Genomic DNA, 16,784 nt, shown 5'->3' on the forward strand with positions numbered 1-16,784 from the left:
AGTGAACTTGTTCATTATGTCTTTACGTATGCTTCTTATGCAACTAAACCAGCTAATAGTTTGTCAACTTTTTCCAATAAAAAGTTAAAATCAAACATGAATATACTAAAAAGTGCATTAAATTGGAAGGTTTTGTGTTATTTAGTTATATTTTTTATTTAAGCTATATCTTGGAAAGTTGAATTACTTTTTAAAAGTGCATAAATCCATTGTAATAGCTTATTAGCACAAACTATTACAGCTACTTTATAGGGCTTTCCTTCTTCACGTTTCTTATCATAGAACTCACGTAATCTCTTATTACGAGGAATAATTTCATCAGTCGTTTTCTTTTTCCGACAATCACGTATGGCACATCGAACAGCCATATATAGGGTATGCCGTAATCTACTCGAGCCTCTTTTGGTTATCCTGTTTACCGTTCCTTTGAATCTACCTGAATCAAAAATACTAGGGTCTATTCCGGCAAATGCTACGAGTTTTTTAGGGCGATTAAACCTATCAATCTCACCAATTTCAGAAATAACCGTTGCAGCGATTTTTCTCCGATACCAGGGATTGATTGGATAATCTTATATTCTTCAATTTCTTTTGCCAAAGCATCTATCTCGTTTTCTAACTTGGATAGGTGTTATTGGTATTCTAGAAGCATCTTGATATACATTTCTAGGGTTAAAATATGGCTCTGATACAGGGTTTTCTGAAAGGGATTTTGAGCTGCGGCATCTATAAGTTTTTTTGCCTTTGTATTTGCCCACTTGCTAGAACGACTTTTACATTGTTCGTCGATCGTAGATGCTAAAGTTTCTTCACTAGCTGCTAAAACTTCTTCAGATGTAGGATATTCTAATAATGTAAGTAAAGAAACCACCGAATATAAGTCCCCAAAAACTCCACGATACTCAGGGAAACCTGATCAAGTACTGCTGCATAAAACTCCACTTTTTTATGCATTAAAGTAGGGGATGAACGAGATTTAACTTTTTAGTGTCCAAAATATTGACTCAAATCCAAAGAACAGAAATGAGGGATATGTTAATTCCGTGTTTTCACTTGAACCCATTAAACTATACTAACTCCAAAATTTAGCAATAAATTTACATGAAGTTTAAATATAGTTAATTTTGGATTAATAAACTATTGGTATTATCTAAACATACAGAATTATTATTTAAAATTAATTCGCATTATTAATGATAATTCCTATTTTGTCAAAATTACTTTAAAAATAAATATCCTAAGATGTAATTGGGCGGAGACCAGGAGAGATCCCAAATATATTGAAGGTTCGAATCGTATGTATTATTTAATTTGTCAATTTATTGACGAATTTAGATGTATATGTTGAACCTCATTATATTTGGGATTTTCTTTTTTCTCGAAAATTAAAACAATAGGTTCATCGCCAGTTATAACAGGAAAAATAAGGAGGAACTATGGACCACATAAAACAACTTTTTGAATTTAATCCAATTGTGGCCGCCGTGAGAGATGTAAAACAGATTGAAGATGCATCGAAATCAAATGTTCAAGTTATTTTTTTAATGACGGGCGATATTTTCAATATTAAACATTGTGTAGATACCGCTAAACAACATAAAAAGAGCATTTTCCTTCATGTCGATTTAATGAAGGGGATTGCGAAAGATAAAGAGGGAATCAAGTATTTAGCACGTGAGATTAAGCCTGATGGAATAATAACTACGAAAAGTAATTTAATCAAAGTAGCAAAAAAAGAAGAGCTAATTGCTATACAACATCTATTTTTTCTTGATACCCATGCTTTTACATCTGGTGTTCGAAATATAATGGAAACCAAACCAGATGCGATTGAAATAATGCCAGGATTAATGCCAAGAGTTATTAAAGATCTAAGTAAAGCTTGCCCGTATCCAATTATTTCGGCCGGTCTTATTAAATCGCACGAAGAGATTTTAGAAGGATTGGGAGCAGGTTCAAATGCAGTAGCTGTAGGGGCATCTGAACTTTGGAAATTAAAACTTGAGTTAAGCATTTTATAAAGTACTAATAAAGGTTGTGACTACTCTGCATGAAATGGAATGTAAATAAAATATCAGCATTTATTTTTGATTTAGATGGATGCATATATTTAGGCAACAAAGTTTACGAGGGTTCTAAAGAGTTACTTAATTATTTGATTGATTCAGATAAGAAAATTTTTTTTCTAAGTAATAACTCTACTGATCAAGCAGAAACAATTCGCCAAAAATTAATTAATATGGGGCTGCCAGTTGAAAAAACTACGATTTTAGTAGCGACAGAATTAATAGGGGAATACTTATTTGAAAATTATGGTTCAGTAAATGTACTACCTATTGGAACAGAGCAGTTAAAGGAATCTCTTCAAGTGCAAGGACATAAGATATGCCTCTCTGACAAAGAAGATTCATATGACTTTGTTGCAGTAGGTCGAGATACTTCATTTACTTATGACACATTGCATAAAAGTGCTCGATATGTGATGAACGGGGCGAAATTAATAGCTACTAACCTTGATTTATATCACCCTGGGGAAGATGGGAATAGAGTTCCAGAAACAGGCGCTCTAATTGCTGCAATTCAAGCAGTAGCGGGGATAGAAGAAGTACAAGTAGTTGGCAAACCTTTTATCTATCCTTTTAATAAAATTGTTCAGGAAACAGGGTTTACCCTAAATAACTGTGTAATGGTAGGGGATAATCCCTGTACCGATGTTGAGGGAGCACATGCTGCAGGGTTAAAGACTTTTTGGATTTCTCACGGTCAGTCTTTTCCAAACGAACTTGGTTATCAGCCAGATTTAACATGTAGATCAATGAAAGAATTAGCTGAAATAGTAATTACGACTCACAGTAAAGAATAGGAGAAATAATTATGGAAAAAAATGTTTTAAACCCGCTTCCTGTATTATTAGGCGACAATCCATTTACAGATATACAGGGAGTAAGGTTGAAAATTTTACGGAACAAGTCTGTCCAAAATCAAATGGAGTTCATCCTTCAATTATTTGGAATTACTGCGTAAACCTCGATTTGGTTAGATATCTGTATGAATTTTCAAGATCGTACAATATTTGTACCAGAATCCGTTATTGTGCGTTGGGAAATATTCGAAAATTCTTAATTCGTAAGCGGATGAACAGGGAGGACATTCCGCCAGAATGTAAATAATCTGATTTCTCACGGTCATTCCTTTCCCGATGACAACTATTTGTAAAATCTAGTTAATAGAAAAAAACTATTAAATCAAAGAAGTGAAGGTGTGAATCAAGTGAAAACATGGATAAAGTGTTGGTTTGTGATCTTATGTATATGGATAATGGCAGCTTCAATACCTGGGAAGGCATGGGCTCACACGGACAACAGTGAAGGTCAATCCAAAGTGACTGTGAACAATGATACTCTGCATTACGATCTATATATTGACTTTTTTGAACTCGGGCGGGTCGTAGATTTGGGAGTTCAACCCGGTGTCCCGCAAAGCGAACTGAAAACAGCTTTACAGAACAAACAAACAGACGTGGCTGAATACCTCGAAACGCGACTGGAGGTATTTATCGACGGGGCTAAAGCGGAAGGATACATATCGAACACAGATGTGGAGAAGAAACTGGACCGGGAGTACGCACACATCACAATAGATTACCCGATTTCCAGCAGCAGCTCGACATCAATCCATATTGATTACAGTATCTTCTTTGACGACAACGATCCCATGCATAGAAATATTGTGAGCTATGAAGTTGGCGGGGATAAAGGACAGTTTATTTTCAATGCGAGTGACAGACAGCTGCAGGTAGGTAAAGGAACCGTCTTCGGACAGGTATCTCGTTTTATTCATCTTGGCTTTCATCACATCATGATTGGGATCGACCATATTCTCTTTGTTATTGCGCTTGTGTTAGGTTCCAGAAAAATAGTTGATGTGCTTAAAGTGGTCACCGTGTTTACAGTGGCACACAGTGTAACATTGGGCCTAACGGCACTGAATCTGCTAAATATACCGCCGGATATCATAGAGCCTCTGATCGCATTGAGTATCGCGTATGTCGCCATCGAGAACATTCTGTTCCCGACCTCCAAATATCGGCTTTGGGTGGTATTGGGATTCGGACTTTTCCATGGAATGGGGTTTGCCGGTGCCTTGCAGCTAACCAGTGACATGACCTGGGAGACCCTATTGTCGATACTATCGTTTAATGTAGGTGTGGAAGCAGGTCAGGCTCTTGTTATCCTATTGCTGTTCCCGACTTTATTTTTGGTACGCCGGTTCCAATGGTCAGGTTGGGTTCAGGGAACGGCAACCACGGTAATTGCAGTGTTTGGTTTCTGGTGGTACTTTGAACGCTTTTTGGCAGCGTAGGAGCAGGGATTACGCTTGAAGGAGGGGATGCAGGCAAAAATAAATCTATTTTGGAAGAGACGTTTTAATGAAATTTTGAGAAGAAGGAGAAACCAAACATGGACAAATTCGAAAGATGGAAGAAAATAGTTCGGCCGTTCGCTGTACTTAGTATGGTTGGTCTCGCAGCAGCAGTGATGATAAAGCCGGCTCTTGCGGAAGAGGACAGAGCAGTTGTCTCAGGGGTGGTATTTGAAGATAAAAACGGAAACGGTCAGCAAGACGGTAACGAAAAGGGACTTGAGGGCGTAAGCGTTTCTGATGGTATGGAGATAACCAAAACAGACGAAAAAGGGAACTATACACTGAAAGTAGACACCGAAAGACGCATTAACGATCTTGTTTTCGTAACGATTCCAACCGGATACGGTGTTCCAACTGACCAGTACATGACTCCACAGTTCTACAAACAGCTGGGTCAGTTACAGGAGGAAGAGAATCGTCAGCAAAACTTCGGCTTGCTTCCTAAACCGGAGAGCAAAAATCCTAATTTCAATTTTGTCAACTATGCCGATGTACACGTACAAGCGGGCACTACCAATAACCTGGAACGATTCAGCGGCCAACTAGCTCAAACCAATGAGTTAACCGGGAACCCGGCGTTCATCGCGGTTAGCGGTGACTTGACCAACCGGGCTACAGATCAAGAGTTTCAGGATTACCGAGCAGCCACTGCCACATCCAAGTTGCCTGTATTTCCTGCTGTCGGTAATCATGACTTAACGGCAGGTGCAACGTACAAGGACCGTATTGACCGCTACCGCCAGCTTCTTGGACCGGAGTGGTACTCATATGACTACGGTAATAAGCACTTTGTTACATTGGAAAACAACGTTGCATTCAGTGATCCCCAACAACTGGAATGGCTGAGACAGGATTTGGAGCTGAATGCCAAAGGAAAAGAGGTTGTTGTAATCGTTCACAAACCTTTGAACACACCACAAACCCCTTCTCCGGACAATACAAAGAAATTTATTGAACTGCTTGGACAGTATAAGACAAGCATGGTGCTGATGGGGCATACACACGTAAACGATGTGGCAGCCGATACGATTAAGGGTGCAAAACATATCATAACCAACTCTGCCTCTTACACGATTGACCAGACTCCGAATGGATTCCGTGTCATCAATTTTAAGAGAGGTAAGCCAGAGACTCCGTTTAAGATGTTTGACGTGAATCAGAGCTTGACGATTGTCAATCCGGCACCAAACAGCAAGATCGCGCAAGATGAGACGGTGATCCAAATCAATGCATATAACACATCTAGCAATGTGAAAGAAGCGAAATACCGTATTGACGGTCGTTCCTGGAAGAAGCTTAACCGAACGAGTGCTTTCACCTGGGTCGCTGATTGGGATGCTGAAGATTTAAAGAAGGGTCAACATCAAATTGATGTGAAAATCACCGATGATGCACCGAAAACTTGGGAAAAATCCTCTGTGTTCCAAGTGGTCGATGAAGATAGTGTAAGCGAACCGAAAGGCGGAGAGGACTGGACGATGTTCAAAGGTAACGCACAGCATACCGGGAAGGCTCTGGACGTTCTCGCACCGGAACTGAACTTCGCATGGAGCCATCGTACACCTGGATCCATCTTGACGTCATCACCTGCCATTGTGGATGGAACCGTTTATGTAGGTACAAGGGATGAGAATGGCAGCGATAATAATACCGTTGTAGCTGTTGATTTGGAAGATGGGGAAAAACGTTGGAAGTTCAAAGCAGATTCGCAGGTACAAAGCTCTCCTGCCGTAGCGGACAGAATCGTCTATGCATCATCCATCCGTGGTACGCTCTACGCGCTTGATACAAAGAGCGGTGAAAAGCTCTGGGAGAAATCGGTTGGCAAAGATGAAGTACAGCGCGCATGGATGTACTACTCTCCTACCGTTGCTGACGGAGTTGTCTACCAAGCTTACAGTACCGGTACCGGTGGAGCCCTAATGGCGCTCGATGCGAAAACTGGTCAGGAATTGTGGACTAGCAAACTCGCAGGAAACTGGATTGCTGAAAACTCTCCGGTAGTTAAAGACGGACGCGTGTACGTTGGTGCTGACGGAGGCTATTTAATTGCCTTTGATGCAAAAACCGGAGCCGAACAATGGAGGAAAAGACCTGCCGGCGGTTGGATGCACTCCATGCCTGCCATTGATAACGGACGTATCTACATGGGATACGGCGGTGGACTGGTTGTCGCTCTGGATGCTGCAACTGGCAATGAACTGTGGCGTTATAAGAGTGAAGACAGCTCTTACATTGCTGGCGACACAACCGGTTCCTCGCCTGCTATTGTGGACGGTAAGGTATATATGGGCTTCCCGGATGGCAACATTGCAGCTCTAGACGCAGTAACAGGACAGAAGCAATGGAGCTATCGTACACAGGGTGGCATTATCTCTTCACCGGCGATCAGCGGCAATATCTTGTATATCGGTTCTAACGATGGCAAACTGTATGCTTTAGATCGTACAACCGGTGAAAAGAAATGGGACTTTGAAATCGGTACATGGGTTGGATCTTCCCCTGCAATCTCTGGCAACACACTCGTAGTGGGTGCATTCGACGGTAACCTATATGCATTCACTACAAATAAGAAAGAAGATAAGAAAAAAGACTAATTCAATTTCAAAACAAAGATCTTTAACTTTTTCTATTTCATACACAAAATTGGCGATTGTGGAGACGATGAATAGGTGGCCTCTACTCTAGGACTCCGCAATTTATTATTAATTATGACATAGGATATTAGGTAGAACAAATGCCAAAAAAGAGTTTATCATCATGTTGCGAACAAAAAGAGTGACACTGTATTTGTTGTTTCTGTATCCGGTCCTAAGATGTATGACTTGACAGAGGAAACTGGGAAGAGATCGGGGATGAGATTGAAAAATCTGTAACAGATACTAAGCTATACCAAATTGTCAAGATTGATGGAAATAAACTTTCATATGAAGCACGTACTGCAACAGGTGAATTGTTCGATGGATTTGAAATCAATAAAACTCCTAATTGAAAAAAACAAAATTAAAGAAATGAAAGTTTCCAATTATGAAGTTTAGGACAAATCGTAATTTTAGATTTTTTATGCAGTGGAGATGGAGCGGATGTTCCAACTCCATTGCATTATTTTTAACAGAGAATAAAAGCTATACTTTTTCTTATTGTGCGAAGAAATAAAGGACCTCGATATGTTGGGAGCGCTGCAACAGCTACTCGAACTATTCAAAACACTGTCGAATGGCAATGTTCCTTTGAGCATAGATACTATAAGCAGTCAATTAACACAATGGTTTGAGCCTCTACCCAGCTATATCAAAGGATCATTAAGGTTTTCTATGTGCGAAAGTTGAGATAAAAATATATAAAATTTCAATTGTATTTTTACAATATATCGTAACAAATATTTTGATAAAGGAGATGCATAACACTTGAAGAAACAGGAGTTTAAACTTCCAATAGTCACAGGTATTTTGTCGGCAATCATGTTGGGGGGATCCGTTCTTCCAACCGAATTAGTACATGCCCAAAATGTCAAACCGCTCCCTCAATTCATAGATTCAGCTTCCAAACAAGCACTAACCCCCTTTTTACTTACAAAGGGTTACGAACAAGTATGGATTATGAGCGAACAAGTCGATCAGGATTTCCTTAATTATCCAAGTACAAACGTCATTAGCGAAACTGGTGCTAATGCAGGGAGATATCTTTACCGTACCCACCAACTGGACAATCATGCTGCCATCAGTGTTACTGATCTAACTGGTAAAGAAGAGACCAAAGTACTTGCTCAGCTCGAAGATTGGGAGAACCTTGATGAATTGGTTTGGACCCCTTGGGGGAATTTACTCACCGCAGAAAGCCCGAAAATCGCAAACCATTCAGATGCTTATAATTCTAAATCTTCAAGCGGATTGGTATATGAAATTAACCCCTCAAACGGCGAGATAGCCCCAATTCCAGCATTGGGATCTTTCACTCACAAAGGAATCCATCTTGATGAAAACGGAAATGTCTATTTGACTGATTATAATGAGAATGGAAATATTTATCGATTTGTGCCTGATCAGGTAGGTGATCTTTCCAGTGGGCAACTTTACGTCTTGCGTATTACTAAAGATTTAGGGGATTATACCGGAAGTGCCGAGTGGATCCCAATTGACCAGAATAATACTCGTTTGCAAGCTAAACAGGCAGGTGCAGCCATTTATCAGCTGCCATCCGACCTTGTGATAAAGGACAATGCGCTCTATGTTTCAGTTGAAGGCGAAAATCGCGTCCTTTCCATCTCCCTCTCAGAAACACCTGTTGTGCGTAACTTTGTGAGGTCAGGAGACAATGCGAAGAAAAAAGAATTTCAAAATCCAAGCTATTTGGCTTTTGATAGTGAAGGAACCCTTTTCATAGCCGAGAAAAATGGACAAGCTGATATATGGGCTGCATCAACCGATCAAAGGAAAAAGGATGGATTGGCCAAGAAGGTTGAACGTTTTGCTACTCTCTCTGATGCAAAAGCTGTTCCTTCTGGCTTGTATTTTGACCCTATTGAGCGTTTTGCTCCTTCCGAAGGTCAGAACCTTTTTATAAATGTTAAAAATGCTAATGACGGTAATGATAAAACCTTTGTGATCCGAAAGAAGCCAAATTCAAAGTTGAATCCGGAGCCTGACCGTTGGATCGATGCTGGAACGCCGGATCGCGGAGTGGAAGATCCAATTATTTCAGCACATCGTGGAGCACCTTGGCTAGCACCAGAAAATACACTCGATTCCTATCGTTACGCTTATGCATATGGTGCTAATATGGTTGAAGTTGATGTTCGAGAAACGAAAGATGGCAGATACGTAGCATTCCATGATTCGACAGTCGATGCAATAACGGACGGTACAGGTCCCCTTTCCGAAATGACCTTTGAAGAGGTACGGGCACTAAATGTAGCTGACAACAACCAATGGCGCGGAAGCGAATATGATCCCGCTCAAACGGCTTCTTTGGAAGAAATTTTGGAGCTTGCAGAACAAGTTGGCGGAGGCATTGAGTTCGACATTAAAAGCATCACTGATCCCGCAAAATTAGCTAATTTAGTAGCACAATATGATGGAGTTTTAGAACGATCAATCTTTAATTCAAGCGATATTAGAATTAAACATGCACAGCCAATGGCAAAGCTAATCTATAACCGAAACCAATACGAGACACCGGGAATGCTCTACCTGCAAGGTGCTTATTATTCAGTTTTTGGATCTAGACAGGACGAATATACTCCGGAAAGTATTGTCGCTATTCATGATGCAGGAGGAATCATCTTGCCGCATTCCTATGACTTTGGAGCAGATAAAGAAGGTGCAACATTCGTAGAAGGTCGCACGATGGGGACAGATGGTGCTCAAACAAATCAGTCAGATATTATATTAGATGTACTAGATACCCCTATACCTTCATCAATCACCGTTAACACTGATGGCGATACAGTCACGGCCAATCTTGTAAATTCTTTAAATGGCATGGGGATTCCCGAAAAATTGCTCACTGTAGACAATGGAGTAGAAACCATTCAACTAACTACGAAACGTGGTGGATCTATAACCTTACCGGACGGCTCGGAAGGTGCCCGAATCGTGTTTGCAGGTGATGCTACCGTACAATCTAGCTCGTCGGATGTATCGAAAACGGAATAAACTCATTACATCACGGATGAACAAGAATGTGGTTGATGATTACAAACTTGTTCCGCATGAAGATCATTTACATGAGTCAGACTAACAGATGGGCTCTAATGGCACCATAGTTCATCGACCTTCCTCACCCAGCCATAGAATCAGTATGGACGGTTTTCCACCATTTTCATTCTCTGTGGTGCAGCGCTGGTCGTGCGCTGCATGGTTGGCTAATGGGCAGTTATCCAGAATCGAGTGAGATTCATCAAGCAGTCCTGACTCCCAAGAAAACTGAGCCACAATCGCAAAGCTTCGGCGTTAACACGCCGAGGCTTTTTAACATGTAGTCAGGGGACAAATACACTGACTTAGGTATTCATGTGGTGCTAAAAAATGTTGTTGACATGACACCAAATAGTGTCTTATAATCAAAGTGTCACCAAATGGAGTCCAATTAGGAGTTAGTCATTTGGAAAGTTTGTAACATGAATAAGTTTCTCTTGAAAAATTATGAGGAGGAAACAAATGAGTAAGATTATCGGTGCGGAAACAACCGTGATAGTAGAAACCCAGCCCCGAGGAAAAATGATTGCTTATTGGACAGTCACATTGCTACTCGCAGCAGCTGTTATGTTAAGTGGTATCGGGCAACTTATGCAATATGGGGGAAACATCGAGTTAGTGACGAATCTAGGTTACCCATTATACGTCTTGACCATTCTCGGGATTTGGAAGGTGCTTGGAGCCATCGCTCTCGTCGTGCCAGGTTTTCCTCGGCTTAAAGAATGGGTTCACGCTGGTATCTTCTTTTTAATGACTGGTGCGGCTTTATCTCATGCGTTTGCTAACGATTATGGTGATTCCGGGTTTTCTATTATCCTTCCGCTTTCATATGCTTCACTAAATATTGCCTCGTGGGCGCTACGTCCTAAGAGCCGCAAACTTTAGGAAGGTGGTGAAATTAACGTCAGTCCCTTCGTACCATCAATAGATCTCTACTACAGAAAATAATATTTTGGAGGGAGTGTTGTGAGTGAGAACAACAGATTACGGGATGTGTTTGACGCAATTGCAGATCCAACTAGGCGCCGACTGATTCGTCTGTTAGCTGAGGCAGAGGAGAGGCCGCTTCATGAATTAACGGCACAATTTCAAATGGGCCGTACAGCGGTATCCAAGCATTTGACAATCCTTAAAGAGGCCGGACTGGTACTTGACCGAAAAGTCGGCAGAGAAACGCGATTTAGGCTAAATGCCTCTCCACTCAGAGAAATTCAAGATTGGGTGGCTGATTACAGTAAGTTCTGGAGTACGAATATGTTGCGCTTGAAACAACTATTAGAGGAGGAAGAAGAATGAGTTTAACATTATCCTTGGATTTTCAGTACACGACATCGATTGAGAAGCTTTGGTCCGCCTTAACAGATTCAAGCAAGCTTGCCAAGTGGGTGGTCAACATCCACACCGGTCAGGCGATGGAAAATGATTTTAAGCCCGTTATAGGACACCGTTTTCAGTTTCGCACTCCGCCGACCGAATATTGGGATGGAATTGTTGACGGCGAAGTGCTTATCGTGAACGCACCAAACCGGTTGTCTTATACTTGGGCCAGTGGAGGAGAGAAGCACACGGTCATCTGGACGCTGCAGGATTTAGGGGACGGAAAGGTTAACCTTCATCTCGAACAAACCGGAATCTCAAATGCTCAAGCACTCAATGGAGCCAAGTATGGCTGGAGTAAGTGGTGCGGCGAGCTTGAAAAGGTGTTGGAACAATAACCGCATTCGGTACTAACTATCCCCTTCCTCAATAATTAATGGAGTACGATAGTTCAATAAACTAAGCCAGTCTAACACTTTATTATCGTGTTTTGACTGGCTTTTTGTACGGCAGGATTGAATAGTCTAATACTTATTTTTCTAAGGTAAGTGCTTTTCTGACATAGATCCTGCGATAAATCAACGACATCAGTAATTTATATTCAATGAACAGCAAAACAAACTCTATCTTACTTTTTTTATTTACCTGAATAATAAGTTAATCTGTATTTTTCTTGAATGCTAAATCAAAAAAAGCTATACCTAAAGATAAACCTAAAGCATTAGAAAAAATCCTATAAAAATCTATTTCTGCTGGTTTGAAAAAATAGTAAAAATTTCATTTACGACACTAAGTAAAACAAAAGAAGTAATAAATCTGTACAGGTGCACTTCTTGAATTAGAAGGCGTCCTTTTTGAATCGGTCCAGATTCTGGAGTAAGAAAGGAAAATAGATAGTTCATCATGAATTTGTAAGTTATTCCAGAAAAGGGCAGTTTAACGGAGTAAGCGGATTCTGAAGTTCTTCTACATAAGGGCCAGATAATAGAATAAGGCTTATTGAGTTAATGAAAGCAGGTTTATTGAAAAAGGAATAGTTGTTCAGTAGACTTTTTTCTCACGCACTCAAAAAATACCATATTACTAGAAAGGAACTAGAGACAAATAATTCAAAAAGAGCTTTAGGGAAGACGGTTTCAAAAACCAAGAGTTTATTCTAACAAAGCAAGGTCAATAATAGGGATTATAAACATTGATGGGAAGTTGGAATATGGTAAATAATTTTAAAATTAGTGCAAGGCAATTTGCAATATTAGTTATTTTTTTTTCTATAGGTACGACCATCTTAGTGATTCCTGGAAGTATGGCTCAAGAGGTAAAACAAGATGCTTGGATCGCAGCTTTAATCGGTACAGGCGTAGGTTTATTACTGGTGGTTTTATACAATGCTGTAGGGAGGATGTTCCCAACGAGGACAATCGTCGAAATGAATGAAATACTTCTTGGCAAATGGATAGGTAAGGCGGTTTCTCTTACTTTTGTTTTCATTTCACTTCTGTCCACGGCAATACTTATGTATTTTGTGGGAAATTTCTTGACTACACAGGTCATGCCGGATACGCCAATCGAAGCTATCCATGTTATTTTCTCATGCATTTTAATTATGGGAATTCGTCTTGGTCTTGAAACGTTGGCTCGTTCTGCAGAAATTTTATTTCCTTTCTTTGTTTTTTTATTCATAATTCTAGTGGTTGCAGCCTTATTACCTCCTGTACAAGTGAATTTTGAAAACATGCAACCCGTATTGGAAACAGGAATAAAACCGATGATCCGTGCTGTTTTTCTTTTTACAAGTTTTTTTTCTTTGCCTTTAATTGTTTTATTAATGATTTTTCCTGTTTCAGTGAATCAACCAAAAGCATCTGAAAAAAACTTTTTTATCGGAATACTAATCGGCGGATTCTGTTTAAGCATCATTATCTTTTTAACTATTCTCGTTTTGGGCGCGGATAACACAGCGAGGCAGATGTATCCGAGTTATGCTGTGGCTAAGAGGATAAACGTAGGGGATTTTTTGCAACGGATAGAAGCCATAATGGCCTTCATGTGGTTTATCTCGATTTATTTTAAAATGACTTTTTATTTTTACGCGTCCGTTATCGGTCTTGCACAAACGTTGAAATTAAACAATTATCGCCCACTTACGATACCTTTAGGGCTGATTGTGGTTTCGCTTTCCTTAATTGTACATCCCGATGTGATCCACGCAGCCCCATTTGAAAAAGAAATATGGCCACTATATGTCTCAACATACGGACTTGTTCTTCCTTTACTCTTATTAGCAGTCAATGCATTACGGAAAAAAATACATCAAAATAAAAAACTTTAACGTTTTTTATAATTTATTTTTCCCGTTCCGCGATGTCAGTAAGCTATGCTCTATCTATGTATATGTTATTTTGTATATAGATAAATAATTCAGTTACTATCTTAAAGGAAGTTTATAAAAAACAAAACCTCAGAGCTACCTGATAAGTTATTTTGAAATGGATATTTGATAAGAACCTCCATTCAGATCATCTACTCATGAACCCTTGTTGTTAGCCATATATTTAAAAATTATAAGTTGGTATATAGGTGAGGATGAGCTGATCATGCAAACAAAAGAAATACGCTTATTGCGAATCCAACATCTTGCTCATGATGATGAACTAATTTACCCTAATGGTATCACCATTTGTCAAAACGGCGGATTCTTCAATGAATTAACTCATTATCATATGCATGTTGTACCTAGATACAAAAATCAATCCTTCTATTCAGGGGAAGATGTATGTATAGAACTCATATAGTAAATGAATTGTATCTCCATTTTCTAAAGCTAACTGATGAAGGTCCAATCCTCTATTTTGGAAATATTAACCTATTAGAATATTTATTCCTCATCAATTCATTTTTATTTGTACCACTTATCTTTTAACAATCGTTTTAACAGCTTGTTATGTTGTTTTGATAAAGTAAGCAATACAATGATAGAGCCTACTAATGTTAATGACATATCCCATTGTGCATCCCAAAAATCACCTTGTGTTCCCAAAAAGTCTTTTGAAGCTTTTCCACCTTTTGAAATAATAGAAGCTGACCATTCTATAATTTCATATAAGGCTCCAATTGCAAGTGAAAAACTTAAAGTGACAGCAAATAACCAAGGACCTTTTGTTAGAGGGGTTTTACGTATTAATATTTCTCTAATAACAATCGAAAATAGCCCTTTTAGAAAATGTCCAAACCGATCATAGTGGTTCCGCTTTAAATCAAAAAAATCTTGTATCCAATTAAATAGAGGAACTTTTGAGTAGGTATAGTGAGCACCGATGAACATAGTAATCGAAAGAATAGCAATAATGAAATATGATAATGTGGTGAAACGAAACTTATTGTAAGCTGCAATTAAAATGACCAGTACCACAACAGCTGGAATTACTTCCATAGTCCATATCAAGTATCCTTCTGGCTGAATAACTGACCAAATAAAAACTGCAGTAACTAGCGATAGTAATAAAATATGAATCGTTTTGCTTTTATCTTTTCCCATTTTTTTCACTCCAATAGACTTATGATATTTTTCTTCTGTAAAAAACAGAAATTTCTATAGGGTTGATTACACGATTGAATGAAACAATACATTGAAAAATATGGGATTTGTTTGAGGTAATACTAAATTCAACTTGTGCATAGAAATTATGCTTAACTTATTCATTTCATTAAAATCATTAGCTGCTATTTTAGGAAGCTCATGCTTTTGCTTGATCAATGAATTTTAATTCCATCTGTTGTTTTTTCTTATCATATATCTTTAAAAATATTTTATATCTTATATTTCCTTTAAAACATTTTTTTATTACTAATTGTTTTGGTAACAAACACCTTAAATTATTAAGTTTTTTAGCCAAGATATTAAGGTTCAGGAAATGAAAAAAAATCTAAAAATAAGGTGATGTAGATGAAGACAAACATGGATAAAATTTTACCGGTTTTCGCTTCAGTTGGAGTAGGTATTGCAGCTTATCAAATGATGAATGGAAATGGTGGGAAAATGAAAAATATGATGCCACTAGCCTCAAACATGATGGAAATGGGGACTGGGATGCAAGGACAGAATCAACAACAGTCCGGAAATCAATAAGGCTATGTATTAAAGCAATCCTTTATGGATTAATGGTATTTTATTAATTTCAAGGCGTTCTTTGGGACATTCTTTATACACATTTGTGTTATGAATTTCTCTGAAGAACGACTTTTTTACGTTTATTAAATTTCTCCAGAAAAGATCTTTAGATTAGTCAGGCCAGAAATTTAATTGGATCAATTAATAGTTAAACATTTGAGATTCTGACTAGACCGCATTCCCTTATTCCAAAATTCATTTACCCGATTTTTACATATTTCTTACTTAGGAGGGAATTTTATTTGTATCTATATAATAAGGAGATAATTTTATGGACTACAAAGTATTTCAGTCAATCAATCAGCTTTCCGGACGTTGTTCTCCAATTAATTTGCTGTTGATTAAATTGTTTTATTTTAAACCACGTCCGTTTGTGAAACGTCGCGTCGGCATACTTATTCCTTCAAAAATGGATTCTTCATTTCCAAGTAAACATACTCTGCTTGTATTTGCTATATCTACTTCTATCTTTCTTTATGACCGGGTCAATCATGTGGGTATTATCTGTGGTGACGGGTTTCTCGCGTATTTGGGTTGGACATCATTATCCGTCTGATATTATCGGAAGTGCCTTTATTGCCACCATGACCAGCATCATATTAGATAAAATTGCCCGCTGCGTAATTTATTTTGGCCGTCAATCGCAGCTATATTTAGTCGAAATCATGTGTGATTATTCTTTGTTTTTATACAGTAACAGTCTTACCAAGAGAAAAATTTTTTAGGATTTTACTGTTTCCAATTTCTTCACATAAAAATTTATTTATTTGTTGTTTATGTCAATATATTAATTTTAAGATAACTTACGTGGGTACGATAAAATAAAGAAATTGAACAAAGTTTCAAGACTTTACTTGGATATTTTAATGAAGCTGGAATCTCTGTTGATTGGCAAATTGAGTCTTATTTCCTTCCTAAAGGCTACTATACTAGGAAAAGCAATATACCAATCATCGAAAGCCATCAAAAGATCCATCGTGTCACATAATCGAAAGATATTTATGTTTGTATATTAGATAAATTTTATAATAATGTACCCATTTATTTTCGGCACTAAATGGATCAGCACGATTTATAATCGGCTTAGGTTAAATAATGAATTAACATAAAATCTCTGAAGAAATGTACCCAACGTCCAAGAGTAATATTTAATAAGGGAGGTATATCGTTCAAAAGTA

Annotated in this window: 12 protein-coding genes and 3 pseudogenes; 13 read left to right on the forward strand and 2 right to left on the reverse strand. The window is 38.5% G+C overall.

Features of this window, described 5'->3' with window-relative positions; all coding sequences use genetic code 11:
* Positions 1-158: 158 nt before the first annotated feature.
* A pseudogene (locus tag LIT25_11905) lies at positions 159-945 on the reverse strand (IS110 family transposase).
* Between the two features lie 491 nt (positions 946-1,436).
* Between LIT25_11905 and LIT25_11910 the strand changes: the two are divergent.
* The 11 genes and pseudogenes from LIT25_11910 (at position 1,437) to LIT25_11960 (ending at position 14,194) form a co-directional block, all read left to right on the forward strand.
* Positions 1,437-2,021 carry a glycerol-3-phosphate responsive antiterminator gene (locus LIT25_11910; protein ID USK35928.1) on the forward strand — a complete coding sequence of 195 codons (585 nt, stop codon included), beginning with the start codon at positions 1,437-1,439 and terminating at the stop codon, positions 2,019-2,021.
* A 29-nt stretch (positions 2,022-2,050) separates the two neighbouring features.
* Positions 2,051-2,863 (forward strand): HAD-IIA family hydrolase, encoded by an 813-nt coding sequence (locus LIT25_11915; protein ID USK35929.1) that lies wholly within the window; start codon positions 2,051-2,053, stop codon positions 2,861-2,863.
* Between the two features lie 11 nt (positions 2,864-2,874).
* On the forward strand, positions 2,875-3,024 hold the full coding sequence (locus LIT25_11920; protein ID USK35930.1) for a hypothetical protein: 150 nt from the start codon (positions 2,875-2,877) through the stop codon (positions 3,022-3,024).
* Positions 3,025-3,270: 246 nt separating this feature from the next.
* A complete protein-coding gene (locus LIT25_11925; protein ID USK35931.1) occupies positions 3,271-4,362 on the forward strand; it encodes a HupE/UreJ family protein in 1,092 nt (363 codons plus the stop codon).
* Positions 4,363-4,538: 176 nt separating this feature from the next.
* Positions 4,539-7,022, forward strand: coding sequence for a PQQ-binding-like beta-propeller repeat protein (locus LIT25_11930; GenBank protein ID USK36250.1), 2,484 nt, complete (start codon positions 4,539-4,541; stop codon positions 7,020-7,022).
* Between the two features lie 810 nt (positions 7,023-7,832).
* Positions 7,833-10,079 carry a DUF839 domain-containing protein gene (locus tag LIT25_11935; protein ID USK35932.1) on the forward strand — a complete coding sequence of 749 codons (2,247 nt, stop codon included), beginning with the start codon at positions 7,833-7,835 and terminating at the stop codon, positions 10,077-10,079.
* A gap of 504 nt (positions 10,080-10,583) precedes the next feature.
* Entirely contained in the window at positions 10,584-11,006 is a 423-nt protein-coding gene (locus tag LIT25_11940) for a DoxX family protein (protein USK35933.1), read from the forward strand.
* A gap of 81 nt (positions 11,007-11,087) precedes the next feature.
* The gene (locus LIT25_11945; protein ID USK35934.1) at positions 11,088-11,417 is read left to right on the forward strand and encodes a metalloregulator ArsR/SmtB family transcription factor; all 330 of its coding nucleotides are present in this window, start codon (positions 11,088-11,090) and stop codon (positions 11,415-11,417) included.
* A complete protein-coding gene (locus tag LIT25_11950; protein USK35935.1) occupies positions 11,414-11,836 on the forward strand; it encodes an SRPBCC domain-containing protein in 423 nt (140 codons plus the stop codon). The genes LIT25_11945 and LIT25_11950 overlap by 4 nt, the downstream gene beginning before the upstream one ends.
* Before the next feature lie 812 nt (positions 11,837-12,648).
* Entirely contained in the window at positions 12,649-13,767 is a 1,119-nt protein-coding gene (locus LIT25_11955; protein ID USK35936.1) for a spore germination protein, read from the forward strand.
* A gap of 319 nt (positions 13,768-14,086) precedes the next feature.
* Positions 14,087-14,194, forward strand: a pseudogene (locus LIT25_11960) (HIT family protein).
* Positions 14,195-14,334: 140 nt separating this feature from the next.
* Here the strand turns inward: LIT25_11960 and LIT25_11965 are convergent.
* A complete protein-coding gene (locus LIT25_11965) occupies positions 14,335-14,973 on the reverse strand; it encodes a DUF2238 domain-containing protein (protein USK35937.1) in 639 nt (212 codons plus the stop codon).
* Between the two features lie 408 nt (positions 14,974-15,381).
* Between LIT25_11965 and LIT25_11970 the strand changes: the two genes are divergently transcribed.
* Both LIT25_11970 and LIT25_11975 read left to right on the forward strand, forming a co-directional pair.
* Positions 15,382-15,564: a hypothetical protein gene (locus LIT25_11970; GenBank protein ID USK35938.1), complete on the forward strand. Its 183-nt coding sequence runs from the start codon at positions 15,382-15,384 to the stop codon at positions 15,562-15,564.
* Positions 15,565-15,877: 313 nt separating this feature from the next.
* Positions 15,878-16,331: pseudogene (locus LIT25_11975) on the forward strand (phosphatase PAP2 family protein).
* The last annotated feature ends 453 nt before the right edge of the window (positions 16,332-16,784 follow it).

The sequence above is a fragment of the Bacillus sp. F19 genome (assembly GCA_023823795.1).
In the GTDB taxonomy this organism is placed as follows: Bacteria; Bacillota; Bacilli; order Bacillales; family Bacillaceae; genus Bacillus_P.